The sequence below is a fragment of the Streptomyces griseochromogenes genome (assembly GCF_001542625.1).
GTDB classification, from domain to species: domain Bacteria; phylum Actinomycetota; class Actinomycetes; order Streptomycetales; family Streptomycetaceae; genus Streptomyces; species Streptomyces griseochromogenes.
The window spans coordinates 3,214,468-3,230,632 of sequence record NZ_CP016279.1; the positions used below are offsets into that span (position 1 = coordinate 3,214,468).

Genomic DNA, 16,165 nt, shown 5'->3' on the forward strand with positions numbered 1-16,165 from the left:
GCCGGCATACGCGCCCGCGGGCCGATCGAGGCGGGATCAGCCGACGCGCAGCGTCAGGGCCGCGGTGTGGAGTCTGCCGCCGGTCCGGAACTGCAGGAAGAGCCGCCAGTTGCCCGAGGAGGGCAGTTCGGCGTGGAACGACAGCTCCGGTCCGCCGTGATCGCCGTGGACCTCGGTGGTGGGGTGGAGGTGGGCGAACGCGGCGTCGCCTTCGTGGAAGGCGGTCAGGTGGGCGTAGGTGTCGAGGTAGGGCTGCAGATCGGTGACCGGCTTGCCGCCCTTGGTGATCCGGACGGTCAGCGGGTGCGCCATGCCGGCCATGAGCTCGCCCTTCACCGTGACCGTGTACCCGTCGGCCTCGGTGCTGGTGGTCGCGGCGGGCAGGGGCGTCCTGGTGACCGTGCCGGGGACGGTGACGGTCCGGCTGAGGACGAAGTCCTTGCCCTTGCCGCGGCCGCCGTCGGGCGTGAAGGCGGCGAACATCCGCCATGCGCCGGAGGCGAGGGGGGACAGGCCGGCGGTCCAGGTGCCGTCGGACGCCATCGTCGGGTGAACGTGCTGGAAGCCGGTCAGGTCGGAGCGGATGGCGTAGAAGTGCATCCGCTTGGTCTGGTCGAGCGTGAACGAGGTGACCGGCCTGCCGTCCGGCCCCGTGACCGTGAACCGGTAGGCGGTCCGCCTGCCCGCGGTCAGGGTGCTGTCGGGGCTGTCGAGGCGGTAGCCGTCCCTGGCGCCGGCCAGGCCGTTGCCGCCCGCCGCCTGGTGCATGCCGGGCATGTCGCCCATCGCGCCGGGGGCGGCAGAACGGGTCGCCTCGGGTGAGGCGTTGTGGCGCATGCCGGGCATGGCCGGGTCGTCGTCGGAGCCGCAGGCGGCCAGGGTCAGGGCGAGTACGGCCGCGGTGCCGGTCGCCACGAGGGCATGACGGCGAACGGGAAAACGGGTGAGAGCGAACATCGGTCGGATGTCTTTCCGGGTGGCGCACCACGCCGGGTGGCGCGCGGGGTGAGCAGGACGCTGCGGCCGTACGGGCCCGGTGCAGGGGCCGTTCCGGCACGGTTCCCGTCACGTCCGCGCGATGCAGACCCGCAGGAGAAGCTCACGTCCGCCCGGCGGCCCGCGCCGCCGGGTCCCATCGGAACCCCGGGCGCGATGCACGCCCCAGGCCGCCAGCGCGGCGAGGGCGAGGACGCAGACGAGAGGAGCCAGGGGCAGGGTGATCTGGCCTTGGGCGGGGGCGGCGACGCACACCGCCCCGTGCGCGGCCGTGCCGTTCATCGCCCGGGCCCGGAGGGCGTCGCCGCGGGGCTGCGCGGGCACGGCCTCGGTCCCCGCCATGGCGGAGGCACGGCCGTCGTCCATGGACGCGGCGGCCGTGGCCGTGCCCATCTCGCTGTGACAGCCGCCGCCGGCCGCGGTCGGCGAGCCGTGCATGAGGAACAGGCCGAGCAGGACCGCGCAGAGAGCGAACAGCCGGGGGATACCCGGGCCGGTCGCGCGGTCGGCACTCCTCATGGCCCGCCCTCCTTCCACCCGCTCGGATCGTCTTCCGTCGACGACGATACCGGGTAGGGGTACCGGTGCCGCATGCGGGGGTGCCGACGCGTCCCCCGCGCACCGTGATGCCCGGCGACCTCGCGCGAGGGAGCGGACATGCTCGTACGGTGAGAGAAGGACGCCCTTCTCACCCGTACGGGCGTGTGCGCAAGGAGGTTGAACCTATGACCACCGCCGCAGAGATCATGCATCGCGGGGCTCAGTGGATCCCGGCGACCGAGACCCTCGACCGGGCCGCGCAGCTGATGGCGCGCCTGAACGTGGGCGCGTTGCCCGTCAGCGACGCCAACGAGCGGCTGTGCGGCATCATCACGGACCGCGACATCGTCGTGAAGTGCGTGGCCAAGGGCCATGACCCGTCGAAGGTGACGTGCGCCGACCTGGCACAGGGCACGCCGCGCTGGATCGACGCGGACGCGAGTGTGGACCAGGTGCTGGACGAGATGGAGCGGAACCGGATACGCAGGCTGCCGGTCATCAAGAACAAGAAGCTCGTCGGCATCATCAGCGAGGCCGATCTCGCCACTCACCTGACGGACGCGCAGATCCACGGCTTTGTCGAGAAGGTCTACGCGACAGCCTGACAGCGGCGGTTCCGGTGGCTGTCGAAGCGGTGAGCGCGGTGATGCGGAGCGGGCCGCTCTGAGGGGCTCATGGCCCGCGTGGCATCATCGGGCGGCGTAGTCCCACGCCGTCGCACAAGGAGCACGATGAACCCCGCTCTCACCGCCCTGCCCGATGGGGGTGCCCCCGTCCGAACGGAGGGGAGAGCTTGAGGGAGGGCACCTCCCTGCTGGACGACTTCTCCCTGGAGATGACCGGCAAGGACGTCCCGAAGCTGGAGGAGGCGCGCGACAGCATCCCCCGGGGCACACGGATCAACGTCACCTTCCTGGCGGGCGAGGACCTCGGCATGCGGCTGGCGGCCGCCCGCGCGGTGAAGCGGCTCGGTTTCGTGCCCGTACCGCACATCTCCGCACGCCGCCTGCCCTCGCGGGTCCACCTGGAGGAGTTCCTGGCCGGTCTGGCGGCGGACGGCACCGCCGAGAACGTGTTCGTGGTCGGCGGCGACCCCGCCCGCCCGGAAGGCCCCTACGAGGACGCCCTGTCCGTCATCCGCACCGGGCTGCTCCAGCGGTACGGCGCACGGCACATCGGCATCAGCGGCTACCCGGAGGGCCACCCGGCGATCGCCGGTCCCACGCTGTGGTCGGCGCTCACCGACAAGACGGCGGCCCTCGGCACCGGGCGGCTCGACGGCGACGTCATCACCCAGTTCGGTTTCGACGTCGCCCCGGTCCTCAGCTGGCTGGAGGCCGCCCGCGCCCGCGGAGTGCACCTGCCGGTCCGCATCGGCGTCCCCGGCCCCGCGGGCGTGCGCCGGCTGCTCGGCTACGCGGCCCGGTTCGGCGTCGCCACCAGCGCCTCCGTCGCCCGCAAGTACGGCTTCTCGCTGACCAACCTGATGGGGACGACGGGCCCGGACCGCTTCCTGCACGCGCTGGCCAAGGAGTACGACCCCGCGCGGCACGGCGCGGTGAAGGTGCACTTCTACACCTTCGGCGGTCTGCGGGCGACCTCGGAGTGGATCGCCCGGTTCCGGCAGGCGGACCACCGCCGGTAGGAACGGCGCCGCTTCGCCCGGACGGCGCGCAGAAGATGCCCGACGGCGGGCGGGCTGAGGCAATGGGGATGTCCAGGAGTCCACCGTCCCGGAGGTCCCCCCATGACCGGTCCGCCAGCCGCCACTCCCGGTGGACCGGCCGGTGAGGAGCCGCCGCCCCGGAGCCCGGCCCGGTACGGCGCGGGACGTGCCTCCGGCGCCGCGGGGCGGGCGGCACGTGTCACGGCCTCGGCCGTACTCATCGTGCTGACCTGCGTCCTCGTTCCCGTCGCCCTGCTCGCCACCTGGGTGCACGACATCGCGCTCGACACCGACCGCTATGTGTCCACGGTCTCGCCGCTGGCGCGGGAACCCGCGATCCAGGACGCGGCCGTCCACCGGATCACCGAGGCGGTCGGCGCCAAGGTGAACGGCCCCCAGGCGGCCGCCGACATCGGCACCTGGCTTCAGTCCCACGGGCTGCCACCGCGCGCCGCGGACGCCGTCAAGGCACTGGGGCCGCAGATCGACTCCGCGGTGGAGCAGGCCGTCACCAGGGCCGCCACCCGGGTCGTGGACAGCAAGGCCTTCGAAACGGTGTGGACCACCGCCAACCGCGCCGCCCACCAGGCCGTGGTGCACGCCCTGACCGGCGAGGGCCGCGGCGCCTTCGAAGTGAAGGGCGGCACCGTCACCCTCGACATCGGCACCGCCGTGGAACGGGTCAAGAAGGACCTCGTCGACGCCGGCATCAGCCCGGCCGCGAAGATCCCGGACGTCAACAAGCAGTTGGTGCTCTTCCAGTCCGACCAGCTCGCCAAAGCCCGCAAGGGCGCACACCTGCTGGACGTGATCGGCAATTGGTTCCCCGTCCTCGTCGTCGTCCTCGGCACCGCCGGAGTCCTGCTCGCCCGGCACCGGCGGCGGGCGCTGGCCCGCACCGCGCTCGGCGCCGCCTTCGCCTGCCTGGTCGTGGCCATCGGTCTGGTCGTGGCCCGCCACTACTACCTGGACCACCTGCCACCCGAGGTGCAGTCCCGCGCGGCCGCCGCGGCCGTCTTCGACACCCTGCTGCGCTTCCTGAAGGTCAGCCTGCGCACGGCCGTCGTCCTCGGAGTCGTCGTCGCGCTCGGCGCCTACCTCATCGGGCCGGGACGGCTGCCCGTCGTCGTGCGCGGCGCCTGCGACCGCACCGCCGACTCGGCGGCCCAGTGGGCGGCGGGGTACCACATCACCACCGGACGGGCGGGCACCTGGACACAGGCCCACCGGCGCTCGCTCACCCTCGTCGCGCTGCTCGTCGTGGCCCTCGTCTTCACCCTGTGGAACCACCCGACGGTCCTGACGGTCCTCCTGCTGGTCCTCGTACTCCTCGGCGTTCTCGCGGTGCTGGCACTCCTGGCGGCGAGCGGACGAACCACCGGGCCCACGCCCCCACCCGCAACCGGTCCGCCGACGGGCGACGGCGGTGGTGCTTGAGTCCGTCGGCCGCTGGTCCGGCGATGGGTGATGGCGGTGGTGCTTGAGTCCGTCGGCCGCCGGTGCGGCGATGGGTGATGGCGGAGGCGGTTGAGTCCACTGGCCACCGGTCCGCCGACGGGCGACAGCGGAGGCGCCTGAGCCCGCCCGCCGACGACGGCCGACGTTGCGCACCGATCCCGCTGAGGTCCTTCGCCCGGGCCGATGCACCCTCCTCGATCTGTGCCGAAGCCGGAAGGCTGGGATCCTGGTGACACGGGAAGCGCTGCCCCTGATCCGACGGACAGGCGGTGAGAGCCATGGCGACGACGGACGACGACCGGCGCACAGGACAGGCCGCGTACGCCGATCCGCTGGGGGAGCCGTTCCTCCACACCCGCTTCGCGCCGCCGGCCCGGCCGGCCACCTTCCTGCGCCGCGACCGGCTGCTGGAGCACCTGGACCAGGCGGCGCGGACCCCGCTGACGATGGTCAACGGCTCGGCCGGGGCCGGCAAGACCCTGCTGGTCGCCGACTGGGCCGCCCGTCTGCACCGCCCGGTCGCCTGGATGACCACCGAGGCCGAGGACGACAGCTCCGGAGTGTTCTGGGCGCACCTGCTCCAGGCGCTGCGCGCCACCGGCGCACCGCTGCCCGACGCCATCGGCTGCCCGGCGGACGCCGACCGGGTGGACCACGGGCTGCTGGCGCGCCTGGCCGCGGCGCTGAGCGAAGCCGCCGGGCCGCTGCTGGTCGTGCTCGACGAGTTCGACCGTGTCACCGCCCCCCAGATCGCGGAGGAACTGGAGTTCGTCCTGCACCACGCCGCCGACGGCATGCGGCTGGTACTGGTCACCCGCACCGAGCCGTTGCTGCCGCTGCACCGCTACCGGGTGGCGGGCGCCATCACCGAGATCCGTGACGCCGAACTGGCCTTCACCCCCGAGGAAGCCTCGGCCCTCCTGGACCTGCACGGTCTGCACCTGCCGGCCGAGGCCACCCGCGCCCTGGTCACCCGCACCCGGGGCTGGGCCGCCGGGCTGCGGCTGTGCGCCCTGGCCGCGCGGGAGACCGAGGACCCGCAGACCTACCTGAAGGAGTTCGAGGCGGCCCGCAGCACGGTCGCCGACTACCTCCTGGCCGAGGTGCTCAAACGGCAGCCCGCACGGACCCAGGACCTGCTGCTCCGCGTCAGCGTCCTGGAGCGCTTCCGGCCCGAGCTGGCCGACGCGCTCACCGGTCGCGGCGGAAGCGAGCCCGTCCTCGCCGGGCTCCACCGTCAGAACGCTTTCGTCGAGGACCTGGGGCACCGGTGGTACCGGCTGCATCCGCTGTTCGCCGAGATCCTCCGCGCCCATCTGCGCGAACGCTCCCCCGAACTGGAGCCGGAGCTGCACCGGCGGGCCGCCGTGTGGCTGCGCGAAACGGGTTCCCTGTCCGAGACGCTGGCCCACGGGGCCGCGGCGGGCGACTGGGACCTGACCGCCGGTGCCCTCGTCGACGACCTGGCGATCGGGCAGCTCTTCACCGGGCTGCGCCGCGACGACCTGGACGGACTCTTCCGCTCGATGGGGCCCGAGGCCACCGGTGCGGCGGCGGACCTGGTACGGGCCGCGCGCGACCTGGCCCGCTGCGACCTCGACCACGGCCTCGCCCACCTGCGCCGCGCCGAGCGGACGCTGGCCGACGCGGCCGGGGACGGCTCGGCCGCGGCGGCCCGGCTGAGCTGCGCGCTGCTCGACGTCCTCGCGGCCCGGCTGAGCGGCTCGCCGGGCGCGGCGGAACTGGTCGCGCGGACGGCGGAGGACCTGCGCGGCGAGGTCCCCGAGCACCTGCTGCGCAAACACCCCGAACTCGCCGCCCTGCTCCTCACCCACCTGGGCTCGGCCCGTCTGTGGGCCGGACGCCTCGATGCGGCGCGCGCCGTCCTGTCCGCCGTGGCCGACGGACCGGGCACGGCCGCGACCACCCTGCCCCGTGAGGAGTCCCTGGGGCACCTGGCGCTCATCGACTACCTGAACGGCTGGCCGGGACGCGCGGAACGCAAGGCGCGGGCTGCGCTCGGCGACGCGGAGCGCCGTCTTGAGCCCCGGCCCTCCGGCACCGGTCTCGGCCACACCGTCCTGGCCGCCGTGGCCGTGGACCGCGACGAGCTGGCACAGGCGCGGGCGCTCCTCGACGAGGCCGCCGAGATCTGCCCCGCCGGACGCGACCCGGTGGCCACGGCGGGCCGGGCCCTCGCCTGCGCGCGCCTGCTGCTGGCCCGGGGCGACCCACAGGCTGCCGCCGCGGCCGCCGAGCTCTCGGTGGCGGCCGATGCGGCCTGCCCCTGGGCCCAGGCCCACACGGCCCTCATCGCCTCGGCCGCCCACCTCGCCGAAGGCAGGCCGGACAGCGCCTCGAAGGTGCTGGACGACATTCCCTGCGACGGGCGGCCGTACGCGGCCGAGCTGGCCTGGGCGCACCTGGCCGCCGGAAATCGCGACGCGGCCCTGCACACGCTCGACGCCCTGCACGGACACAACGGGACGGGCCCGGCGGTCGCCGTCCGCACGGCGCTGGTGCGCGCCCGGGCCGCACACGAGGCGGGCGACACCGACACCGCCCGCCGGCTGCTCGCCCGGGCCCTGCTGCAGGCGCGGCGGGACCGACTGCGGCGCCCCTTCCTGGACGCCGGACCGCAGGTGCGGCTGCTGCTGGAGACACCCCCGCTGGACGAGCTGGCCGCGGGCTGGCTGATCCTCCCGCCCGGCGGGAAGGACGCGCCCGGTGCCGCGGCGCCGCAGGTGTCCCCACTGGTCGTGGAGGAGCTGAGCGGACGCGAGCGGGACGTGCTGCTGCGGCTGTCCCGGATGATGTCCACGGAGGAGATCGCCGCCGACCTGACCCTGTCGGTGAACACGGTCAAGACGCATCTCAAGAGCGTCTACCGGAAGCTGGCCGTGAACCGCCGCAGCGACGCGGTACGCCGGGCGCGCGAGCTGCGCCTGCTCTGATCCGGCACGACCGCGCGCCATCCCTCGCCCCTGCGCGTGGCACCGGTATCACCTGCGCCGGGTGAGGCCCGGGGCCCTGGGGAGGCGGAGGATCGCGACCAAGGCGCAGTACGCCCGCGGCGGGAGAACAGGCCATGCGCTATGAGATCCGTGTCGACGGCCGCATGTCGGAGACGCTGTCCAAGGCCTTTCCGGAGCTGGAGCATGTCGTGACGTCCGAGCAGACGCTGCTGTTCGGACGCGTCGTGGACGAGGCTCATCTGTTCGGCCTGCTGGCCCGGTGCCGGTCCCTCGGGCTGCGGGTCCTGGAGATGCGCCAGCTGCCGGAGTGAGCGGTGCGTACGGCCCGCCGAGGCGGGGTCAGGGCTCGACGTCGCGCCCGGGTCCGCCGGAGTCGTCGGAGCTCTCGGAGCTCTCGGAGCCGTCGGATGCGCCGTCGTCCGTCCCGGCCGTCCGTCCCGGCTCCGCGGAGTGCTTGCGCAGCAGCCCCGCCGTGACCGCGCCCGTGAGCACGCGAAGGGCGATGCCGGCCAGGAGCAGCCCGCAGCTCATCTGGATCATGGTCACCAGTCGGGCCGCCTGCGAACGGGCGACGATGTCGCCGTAGCCGACGGTGCTGAACGTGCTGAGCGTGAAGTACAGGGCGTCCGTCCTGGTCAGCGGTTCGTTGAACGAGCCCGTGGTGGTGCTGTCCAGGATGTAGTAGGCGCAGGAGAAGAGCATCAGGAACAGCGCCAGCGTGGCGACCAGCGCCTCGACGGCCCGCAGCCGCGGATAGGGCGAGCGCATGATGGCCCGGATCTCCCAGGCGAACACCAGCCCCACCCCGAGCAGCCCGAGCGCCAGGATCACCGAGGCGGCGCCGGCGCCCCGGCTGTCGAGGGGCAGCAGGTAGTAGGCGGTGATCAAGCCCGCCGTGATGAGCAGCGGCCGGACCGCGGCCTGCACCGTCGCCCACATGCCCGGCCGGGGAACCGGGAGGCGCGGCCGGTCCCCCCGGCCGCCCCCGGGCTGCTCCGGGCGGGCAGTCACGGGTTCTCTCATCTCGGCTCTTTTCGCTCCGGTCGGCTCTCTTCGCCGCCTCCGGTCCGGTGCCCGCGGACCACCACAGCCCATCGCCACGGCGCCGCGCGGGGATCACCCGTCGTGGGTGACCGGGCCCTGGAGGGGTGCGGGTGAGACCCGTGGGACCGTGGCGCGCCGTTCCGCGGCGGTCCACGGACCGCGACCGGCCCGCGGTCTCCCGCGTCCGGCGGCGCCCGATGCGCCGGACGCTCACCCCTCCCGGGTGAGGCGCGCGCTCCTTGCCGTGCCCACGCTGAAAACGGCAGCGAAACGTCTGCCGGGCCCCAGCCCGGAACGGAGGAGTGCCATGACCGCCCAGACGTACCTCGCGTACGACTATCCGCTGCTGAGCGCCTTCTGGACCATGCTGGTCTTCTTCCTCTGGATCATGTGGTTCGTCCTGCTGTTCAGGATCATCTTCGACATCTTCCGCGACGACAGCATGAACGGCTGGGCCAAGGCCGGCTGGCTGCTGTTCGTGATCGTGGTGCCGTTCCTCGGCGTCCTCGTCTATGTGATCGCCCGCGGCAAGGACATGGGCCGCCGTGAGGTGGAACAGGCCCGGGCGCAGCAGAAGGCGTTCGACGCCTACATCCGCGAGACCGCCCAGGGCGGGACGAGCAGCGTCGACGAGCTGGCCAGGCTGTCCGAGATCAAGGCCCGCGGAGACATCTCCGAGGAGGAGTTCCGCAGGGCGAAGGAACTGGTCCTCAGCGGCCACGGTTCCGCCGGCGGAACGGGCTCCGCCCCTCGCTGAGCACATCCGACGAGATCGAAACGAGGAAACGGGATGTCCGCGACACACCGTACACAAACGCAAACGACCCGGCTGGCCTGGGCCAGTGGCCTGACGACCTTCGCCGCCGTGATGCTCATGATCACCGGGGTACTGGACCTCTTCAGAGGCATCATGGGGATCGCCCAGGACGACATCTTCGTCACCACGCCGAACTACGTCTTCAGGTTCGACCTCACCGGCTGGGGCTGGATCCATCTGGCCCTCGGCATACTCGCCATGATCGTCGGCCTCGGACTGCTCCAGCCGTCGACGTGGGCACGGGTCGCCGGTGTGACCATCGCCGGTCTGATCATCATCGCCAACTTCCTCTCCCTGCCGTACTCCCCGGTCTGGTCGGTGGTGATGATCGCGATCTCCGGCTTCGTCATCTGGGCCCTGTGCGTGGTCCGGAGCGACACCTCTCCGCAAGGGTCACAGGCCGCCTGACCGCCTGACGACCCCGGGGCGCGGCTGCTCCTGCTCTGCGGCGCCGCGCCCCGCATTCCTCTGCCCGTAGCATGGCGGCGGCGCAGGCCAACGGCACGTACGTGTCGGATTCCCGCCAGCGGCCGGTCCCGGGCGTGGACAATGCTGGACCCATGCAGACAGCGATGCACCTCGACAGGGAGCAGTGCGTACGCGCCGCGCAGTCCAAGGACGCGCGCTTCGACGGATGGTTCTTCACAGCCGTCCTGACCACCCGTATCTACTGCCGGCCCAGCTGCCCGGTCGTCCCGCCCAAGGCGGAGAACATGACGTTCTACCCGAGCGCCGCGGCCTGCCAGCAGGCCGGGTTCCGGGCCTGCAAGCGCTGCCGCCCCGACACCAGCCCCGGCTCCCCGGAGTGGAACCAGCGGGCCGACCTGGTGGCCCGGGCGATGCGGCTGATCGCCGACGGGATCGTGGACCGCGAGGGCGTGCCGGGCCTCGCCGCCCGACTCGGGTACAGCACCCGGCAGGTGGAGCGGCAACTGCTCGCAGAACTGGGCGCGGGCCCCCTCGCGCTGGCCCGCGCGCAGCGCGCCCAGACCGCGCGGCTGCTCGTCGAGACGACCACGCTGCCCATGGCGGAGATCGCCTTCGCGGCCGGCTTCTCCTCCATCCGCACCTTCAACGACACCGTGCGCGAGGTCTTCGCCCTGTCCCCGAGCGAACTGCGCGCCAGGGCGCCGAAGAACGCCGCCGGCACCGCGGGCACCCCCGGCACCTTCGTACTGCGGCTGCCGTTCCGTGCCCCGCTCAACCCCGACAACCTCTTCGGCCACCTGGCCGCCACGGCCGTACCCGGCGTGGAGGAGTGGCGGGACGGCGCATACCGGCGCACGCTGCGGCTGCCGTACGGACACGGGATCGTCGCGCTCACGCCCCGGCCCGACCACATCGCCTGCCGGCTCACCCTGAGCGATCTGCGCGATCTGACCGTGGCGATCAGCCGCTGCCGGCGGATGCTCGACCTGGACGCCGACCCGGTCGCCGTCGACGACCAGCTGCGCTCGGACCCGTTCCTCGCGCCCCTGGTCGAGAGGGCACCCGGCCGCCGGGTGCCGCGCACGGTCGACGAGGCCGAGTTCGCCGTCCGCGCCGTGCTCGGGCAGCAGGTCTCCACGGCCGCCGCCCGCACCCACGCGGCCCGCCTGGTCACCGCGCACGGCAAACCCCTGGACGACCCCGAAGGCGGCCTCACCCACCTCTTCCCGTCCCCCGAGGCGCTGGCCTCCGTGGACCCCGAGACCCTGGCCATGCCCCGCACCCGGCGCACCACCTTCACCACGCTCGTGCGTCAACTCGCCGACGGCGCCCTCCACCTGGGCGTGGATTCCGACTGGGCCGAGGCCCGCGCACGCCTGCTCGGCCTGCCCGGCTTCGGGCCCTGGACGGTCGACGTCATCGCCATGCGCGCCCTTGGTGACCCCGACGCCTTCCTCCCCACCGACCTCGGCATCCGGCGCGCCGCAGGGGAGCTGGGCCTGCCCGCCACCCCGGCCGCGCTGACCGCCCGCGCCGAGGCCTGGCGGCCCTGGCGGGCCTACGCGGTCCAGTACCTGTGGGCGACGGACAGCCACCCGATCAACTTCCTGCCCGTGTAAGGATCTCCGCGATGAAGCAGCACACCGTGATCGACAGCCCCTACGGCCCCCTCACCCTCGTCGCCGACGACGGCGTCCTGTGCGGCCTCTACATGACCGGTCAGCGTCACCGGCCGCCCGAGGAGACCTTCGGCATGGGTGTCCCCCCGCGCGAGCGAAGCCGGGCGTGGGGGAGCGAGGACACTCTCTTCGGCGAGGCCGAGGAGCAGCTCTCGGCCTACTTCGCGGGCGAGTTGAAGGAGTTCACCGTCGAACTGCGCCTGCACGGCACCACGTTCCAGCGCGCTGTCTGGGACCAGCTGACCCGCATCCCGTACGGCGAGACCCGCTCCTACGGCGAACTCGCCGATGCCCTCGGCAACCCCAAGGCGTCCCGCGCGGTCGGCCTCGCCAACGGCAAGAACCCGATCGGCATCATCGTGCCCTGCCACCGCGTCATCGGCGCGGGCGGCGACCTCACGGGCTACGGCGGCGGCCTCGACCGCAAGCGGCGGCTGCTGGACTTCGAGACCAGAACACGCTGATTCGAATCCAGCTGCCCCGCCCCCTCTCGCCTGCCGGGGCACCGAGATACACCAGGTCAGAGCCTTGCGTGAGGTGGCGAAGGCCCTCCGTGATCTTCACGGAGGGCCTTCGTTACGTCAGATGGGAACGCGCTGGGAACGTGCGGTCAGGCGGCCGTCTTGCCTAGGTCATCGCTGGGAACGTCGGGCGTGGCCTGGGGCTCCTGTTGCTTTCCGGCTCGCGGACGTTGCCAGCCTCGGTGAGGCCAACCTCGACTTCGCCAGCGTGCAGCTGATGTTCCTGCCTGATGAACTGGACGGGGCCGTGGCAGCGTTCGAAGCCGCACGCTCGACGGCCTTGGCGGATCAGCGGTGGGTGGCCGGGCTGAAGCAGTACGAGCCGGTTCTCAATGTGCCGCAACCTGGTTGTTGCTGGGCCAGGCCGGAGACTCCGGGCTGTGCCGGAAGCTATTGGGGGACAAGAGGGCGCGCTCGGCACTGGGACAGCAGTGCCGGAGTGATCTGAGCTGCTCAGAACTGGGCGCGGCCGCCAAGCGGGCCACCACGGGTACTTCGGCGGGGAAGCACTCCCTTCAGCAGGCACGCTCCATGCAGAACCTGTTGTTGGCCATGGATGACAAGGTCGGTACGGGCGCGCATGGAATGGACCCCGCCCTCGCCGTTCCCTTCGCCGAAGCACTGGCCGACTACGCGGACGACACGGACCAGATCCTCACCTCCGTGAACGTCGACTACATTCGCGCAGACACCCAGAACACCTCCCCGTGGCAGGATCGGGCCGGCGTGCACATGTCCGTCTCGGTGGATTCCCTGCTCCATGTCGTGCGCGGACTGTCGGACAGCCCTGGTGCGTACGCCACGATGCGCGAGGCTGCCACCCGGCACATCGCGGCCGACTTCGTGGCGACCCCCCGCACCGCAGACAAGGTCACGCTCGGCCTGCGCGCCAAACTGGCCGGTCGGATCCTCGGTTCCCTGGACGGTGTGGCCCAGAACGTCACGCAGGACAAACGGCAGACCGAGGGAGGGAAATGGGGTGCGGACGTCGTCGCGCGCCTCGCGGCGAACGCGGAGGCACCGCCCGCCTACCATCAGGATCCAGTTGGTCACCTGCTGTACTCATGGAAACGGGAACTGAAGGGCGCAGGCTCGAAGGACCCGCTCACACAGTTGGAAGCGCAGAGCAAGGACATGACCCGGTCGTGGGCTCGGGCGCTGGAGCTGGGGGCTGGTATGCGGGACTCACTGCCCGACGAGTCCCGCGACAGCGCGATCGGGGCCCGTGGCGAGGCCCTCGACACGCTGCGGTGATCTGAGGCGCTGGGCTCCGAACCGGGTGCACTGCTTCTCGGACATCGCCCCCCGCCGTCCCGGTCTGGCACTTCTTCATGGAAATCCATATCTGAAGCGCCCTTTTGCCGCCTACGGCGTCTTCGCATCGTCATCGCCGCCGTCGTCGCTTGTGCGATGGCGGCCGGTGGTGTCGCGGCATGGCTGCTTCTGGGCTCGGACGGGCACGCGGGAATGTGCGACGACTTGCTCGGTGACAAGCGTCTTCACTCGGCGCTGGGCGGCGGCTACCGGTCCGGGATGAGCTGTTCCGAACTCGGGGCGGTCGTAGAGAAGGCCACCGTGGACGCCGAGCCTCACCGGCACTCGCTCCAGCAGGCGTAGACGATCAAGACCGTTCTGGTGGCTGTCGGCGAGAGCCTGGCAAAGAACAGCCAGCGCGTTGACGCCACTCTCCGTATACCCCTCGCCGAATCCCTCGCGGACTACGCGCCGGACACCGCGTCGATCCTGGCACGCGTCACCTCGAACAAGACCCCTCCGGGTTCGACCGACCTCGCGCGCGCCACACAAATCGCCCGGTTCTACAACGCTCATGAACGTCCCGAGGTATACAAACGCGGCGGGGCGAACTATGCCTCAGTCCTCTTCGACGACGAGAAGGGGCGGCGGTTGATCCTGGTCGGCACCAGCGATCCCGTACACTCAGAGAGAATGCTCGGGTATCCGATCCTAAAGTCCGAGGAAAAAGCAAACGTCAGATCACTGTACACGGAACGTGAGCCATGCCAAGAAGGCAATATGTATTGTGACCAGTGGTTGGCGGAGCACTTCGACAAGGATATGGACGTCACACATAGCGCCAAGTACGATCAGGACGAAATGCGCCCCGACGGTACGGAACTCAGCAAGTACAGGCAAGATCGAGAGCACAGAGCGTACGTCAAGTGGCTGCACCAGCAGTGGAAGGATCACGGCGTGAGCGGAGGGACCAGCAACACTATGATCAACCTCGGCCAGTCCGAGAACAAATTCCTTCCCTGACCCTCGATAGCGGGAGAGCAACGAGGATTCCGTGCTGTTCGAACTTTCCCGAGAAGAGATGATCTCGTCTCTTGGCGAAGGAGCCATTTTCGTCGCGCCTGCCGGCTCCTTGGGAGACGCGCCGGACGACTCACCTTCGGCGCAGGTGCTGCTTTCGGTTGGAATTCCGACGGGCGCCTTCCAGCCGCAGAAGCGAATGGACTCCGGGCGCTTTCCTCTCGTCGACGACAAAATTGACCTCGCGGGGTACGAGGCTCCGCCCGGCTGCGAAGCATGGGTGGTGTTCGGCTGGATCCCGCAGACGCACCTGGCTCTCGATCCGAAGACCGGAAAGGTGCACGGATTCTCCGAGAACGGTGGTCTCGTTCAGGATCTCCACACGGATATCTCCTCTCTCGCCTACCTCGCCTTCGCATTGCATCGCCTGCTGAAGGAATTCGACTGGAGCGACGACGAGGAAAACGAAGAAGACGACTTCGAGCGGCTCGCAGAATCGTTGGACGGCATCCGCGCCTTTGTGGAGGAGCGTGACCCGCTCCCTTTCAGCGGGAACAGCGTCTGGCCGGCCGTCCTGGATGACATGGCAGCCGGCATGTGGTCCTGAACGATCTCGTCTCATCCATGGTCCGACCGAGCGGCTCGCCCCGAGAGGGGTGGGCCGCCTAAGCTGTCGACGATCAAGATTTTCCCCGCTAGGTGTGGTTTGAGCGTCATATAATTCCCCGTACCGAATTCTCCGGGGGCGGGCGAAGCGCCAGATGATCGAGAGCTTCACCGCCCCGTTGGTGATGAGCCTGGAGCAGCTGAAGGCCGAGGTTGCCGAGCTGCTGCGAGCCGATGAGCTGTCGGCACGACGCTGGGCGTGCGAGGTGCCGGGCTGTGACGGGCTGCCGTATGAGGGCTGGCGGCACCACCATGCTCGCGCGGCGCAGCGACAGCCGTCGTGGTTGTGGACGGTGTGGATGTTGCTGACCGGGCGCGGCTGGGGGAAGAGTCGTACGGCGGCAGAGACGGTCAGGGAGTGGGCGAAGACGCCCGGGTTGCAGATCGCTGTGGTCGCGAAGAACGCCACCCTGGTGCGCGACATCTGCTTCGACTCCCCGAAGTCCGGCCTGTTGTCGGTGATCCCGCCAGAGGACGTGGCCAAGTACAACTCGTCGCTGGGCGAGACGACGCTGCGGCTGAAGAACGGCACGCGGATACGCGGGTTCGGTGCGGAGACGCCGGACAACCTGCGTGGCTGGGCGTTCGACAAGGCCTGGTGCGACGAGTACGGGGCCTGGTCCCGGCACACCGCGCAGGAGGTGTACGACATGGTGTGGTTCTGCCTGCGCGAGGTGGACACCCTACAGGTCGCTATCTCCACGACGCCGAAGCCGCTGCGAAGCCCACGTGAGCCGCGACGATCCCAGGCCTCCCGGGACCGGGCGGGCACAGGGCCTAGCCGCCCATCACCCAGCGCACGGCCGCGACCGCTCCGAGCAACAGGGCCGGACCTGCCCACCACCACCCCATGATCCGGCGCACCGACGGCAGCGCCCACAACGCCGCCGCCGAAACAGCGGCTCCGATCGCGAAGACGCACGACAGGACGATGCCCCTGTACGCGTCGTCGTCCCACGGCCCGGACGGCCGAACGGTCAGTGCCGTCCAGCAGAAGAACGCGGCGACGAGGGTGAGAAGGGCGAGGGGCACGGCGAGCACCATGCGCAGGCAACCGCGGTCGTCGTCCGGGTGATGGGGGCGGGGCATCGGTGCGGTGC

Annotated in this window: 18 protein-coding genes; 14 read left to right on the forward strand and 4 right to left on the reverse strand. The window is 71.2% G+C overall.

Going from position 1 to position 16,165, the window contains the following annotated elements:
* Positions 1 to 36: 36 nt before the first annotated feature.
* Both AVL59_RS13750 and AVL59_RS13755 read right to left on the reverse strand, forming a co-directional pair.
* The gene (locus tag AVL59_RS13750; RefSeq protein WP_237281502.1) at positions 37 to 915 is read right to left on the reverse strand and encodes a hypothetical protein; all 879 of its coding nucleotides are present in this window, start codon (positions 913 to 915) and stop codon (positions 37 to 39) included.
* 150 nt (positions 916 to 1,065) lie between these two features.
* On the reverse strand, positions 1,066 to 1,515 hold the full coding sequence (locus tag AVL59_RS13755) for a hypothetical protein (protein WP_067303461.1): 450 nt from the start codon (positions 1,513 to 1,515) through the stop codon (positions 1,066 to 1,068).
* Between the two features lie 206 nt (positions 1,516 to 1,721).
* Here AVL59_RS13755 and AVL59_RS13760 point away from each other — a divergent pair, with 206 nt between their 5' ends.
* From AVL59_RS13760 to AVL59_RS13780, 5 genes are all read left to right on the forward strand, one after another.
* Positions 1,722 to 2,141: a CBS domain-containing protein gene (locus AVL59_RS13760; protein ID WP_067303464.1), complete on the forward strand. Its 420-nt coding sequence runs from the start codon at positions 1,722 to 1,724 to the stop codon at positions 2,139 to 2,141.
* Positions 2,142 to 2,371: 230 nt separating this feature from the next.
* Positions 2,372 to 3,181: a methylenetetrahydrofolate reductase gene (locus tag AVL59_RS13765; protein WP_067317243.1), complete on the forward strand. Its 810-nt coding sequence runs from the start codon at positions 2,372 to 2,374 to the stop codon at positions 3,179 to 3,181.
* A gap of 102 nt (positions 3,182 to 3,283) precedes the next feature.
* Positions 3,284 to 4,639, forward strand: a complete 1,356-nt coding sequence (locus tag AVL59_RS13770) for a hypothetical protein (protein WP_237281503.1) — start codon at positions 3,284 to 3,286, stop codon at positions 4,637 to 4,639.
* Positions 4,640 to 4,938: 299 nt separating this feature from the next.
* Positions 4,939 to 7,614 (forward strand): winged helix-turn-helix domain-containing protein, encoded by a 2,676-nt coding sequence (locus AVL59_RS13775; protein WP_067303467.1) that lies wholly within the window; start codon positions 4,939 to 4,941, stop codon positions 7,612 to 7,614.
* Between the two features lie 134 nt (positions 7,615 to 7,748).
* The gene (locus AVL59_RS13780; RefSeq protein ID WP_067303468.1) at positions 7,749 to 7,946 is read left to right on the forward strand and encodes a hypothetical protein; all 198 of its coding nucleotides are present in this window, start codon (positions 7,749 to 7,751) and stop codon (positions 7,944 to 7,946) included.
* A gap of 28 nt (positions 7,947 to 7,974) precedes the next feature.
* Here the strand turns inward: AVL59_RS13780 and AVL59_RS13785 are convergent, their stop codons facing one another.
* Positions 7,975 to 8,646: a potassium channel family protein gene (locus AVL59_RS13785; protein ID WP_308281838.1), complete on the reverse strand. Its 672-nt coding sequence runs from the start codon at positions 8,644 to 8,646 to the stop codon at positions 7,975 to 7,977.
* 340 nt (positions 8,647 to 8,986) lie between these two features.
* Between AVL59_RS13785 and AVL59_RS13790 the strand changes: the two genes are divergently transcribed.
* The 9 genes from AVL59_RS13790 (at position 8,987) to AVL59_RS13830 (ending at position 15,919) form a co-directional block, all read left to right on the forward strand.
* Positions 8,987 to 9,436 (forward strand): SHOCT domain-containing protein, encoded by a 450-nt coding sequence (locus AVL59_RS13790; RefSeq protein WP_067303474.1) that lies wholly within the window; start codon positions 8,987 to 8,989, stop codon positions 9,434 to 9,436.
* 33 nt (positions 9,437 to 9,469) lie between these two features.
* Positions 9,470 to 9,904: a DUF7144 family membrane protein gene (locus tag AVL59_RS13795; RefSeq protein ID WP_067303477.1), complete on the forward strand. Its 435-nt coding sequence runs from the start codon at positions 9,470 to 9,472 to the stop codon at positions 9,902 to 9,904.
* Positions 9,905 to 10,068: 164 nt separating this feature from the next.
* Complete coding sequence (locus AVL59_RS13800; RefSeq protein ID WP_067317247.1) at positions 10,069 to 11,544, forward strand: AlkA N-terminal domain-containing protein; 1,476 nt, start codon at positions 10,069 to 10,071, stop codon at positions 11,542 to 11,544.
* An 11-nt stretch (positions 11,545 to 11,555) separates the two neighbouring features.
* The gene (locus AVL59_RS13805) at positions 11,556 to 12,068 is read left to right on the forward strand and encodes a methylated-DNA--[protein]-cysteine S-methyltransferase (protein WP_067303480.1); all 513 of its coding nucleotides are present in this window, start codon (positions 11,556 to 11,558) and stop codon (positions 12,066 to 12,068) included.
* Positions 12,069 to 12,656: 588 nt separating this feature from the next.
* Positions 12,657 to 13,379, forward strand: a complete 723-nt coding sequence (locus AVL59_RS13810) for a hypothetical protein (RefSeq protein ID WP_067303481.1) — start codon at positions 12,657 to 12,659, stop codon at positions 13,377 to 13,379.
* 156 nt (positions 13,380 to 13,535) lie between these two features.
* A complete protein-coding gene (locus AVL59_RS13815; protein ID WP_067303482.1) occupies positions 13,536 to 13,742 on the forward strand; it encodes a hypothetical protein in 207 nt (68 codons plus the stop codon).
* Positions 13,743 to 13,760: 18 nt separating this feature from the next.
* Positions 13,761 to 14,402 (forward strand): nucleic acid/nucleotide deaminase domain-containing protein, encoded by a 642-nt coding sequence (locus AVL59_RS13820; protein WP_067303485.1) that lies wholly within the window; start codon positions 13,761 to 13,763, stop codon positions 14,400 to 14,402.
* A 31-nt stretch (positions 14,403 to 14,433) separates the two neighbouring features.
* Positions 14,434 to 15,006, forward strand: coding sequence for an SUKH-4 family immunity protein (locus tag AVL59_RS13825; protein ID WP_067303488.1), 573 nt, complete (start codon positions 14,434 to 14,436; stop codon positions 15,004 to 15,006).
* 154 nt (positions 15,007 to 15,160) lie between these two features.
* A complete protein-coding gene (locus AVL59_RS13830) occupies positions 15,161 to 15,919 on the forward strand; it encodes a terminase large subunit domain-containing protein (protein WP_067303493.1) in 759 nt (252 codons plus the stop codon).
* On the opposite strand, the gene AVL59_RS47985 is transcribed toward AVL59_RS13830, so the two are convergent.
* The gene (locus AVL59_RS47985; protein WP_079146688.1) at positions 15,843 to 16,154 is read right to left on the reverse strand and encodes a hypothetical protein; all 312 of its coding nucleotides are present in this window, start codon (positions 16,152 to 16,154) and stop codon (positions 15,843 to 15,845) included. The two genes, AVL59_RS13830 and AVL59_RS47985, sit on opposite strands and share 77 nt — an antisense overlap.
* Positions 16,155 to 16,165 lie beyond the last annotated feature (11 nt).